Raw genomic sequence first — 564 nt, 5'->3', positions numbered from 1 at the left:
TAGTCATTATCTGCTTTGCTTGGGGAATAATTACCTGCACAACGTTTTAACTCCCGTGAAATAGTGCTTGGATTTCGCCCCAGCCGTAACGCAACAGCCCGGATAGATAACCCCTTAGCTCGTAAAAACATAAGTATTTCACGTTCTTTTATAGTAAGATGTTTATAGCTCATACCGGATACCTCGAATTGTTTGATTTGGTCGTTAAACAGATTCTACCCGGTATGGGTTTATTTTTTTACTTTGTGTTGCATTTCAATTGTAAATTCGCCGTATAGTTAAAAAGCTCGTCAAAATACAATCCAGCATTTTTAGTACTCAGGAGCATCTTCGCCATGTTCCTGGGTCATTTTTTGTCCACAACCGATGACAATAAAAGCCGTAAATATTTCTTGGAGGATCATTATGAACGAAGACACAAAATTTTGTATAGGCTGTGGCAAGGAGATTCCTGCTGCTGCGCAGTTCTGCCCTTATTGCGGTAGCAAACAGTCTGCTCTCAGCGGTAATGCAAATACTCAACCACCGAAAGCTGATTCAAATAACGCAGAAGCAGCCCCACAT

The 564-nt window shown here is 41.0% G+C and carries 2 protein-coding genes; one reads left to right on the top strand and one right to left on the bottom strand.

Annotated elements, in window-relative coordinates:
- Positions 1 to 173 (bottom strand): helix-turn-helix domain-containing protein (locus CBI42_RS11170; protein WP_142294126.1); only part of this gene is annotated, 173 nt, incomplete at its 3' end.
- A gap of 193 nt (positions 174 to 366) precedes the next feature.
- Here CBI42_RS11170 and CBI42_RS12720 point away from each other — a divergent pair.
- Positions 367 to 564: zinc-ribbon domain-containing protein (locus tag CBI42_RS12720; protein ID WP_306425626.1), on the top strand; the 198-nt coding region annotated here is incomplete at its 3' end.

Source organism: Streptococcus sp. KR (genome assembly GCF_002238115.1).
Taxonomy (GTDB): Bacteria; Bacillota; Bacilli; order Lactobacillales; family Streptococcaceae; genus Streptococcus.
This window is presented reverse-complemented; position numbering and strand designations above follow the sequence as displayed.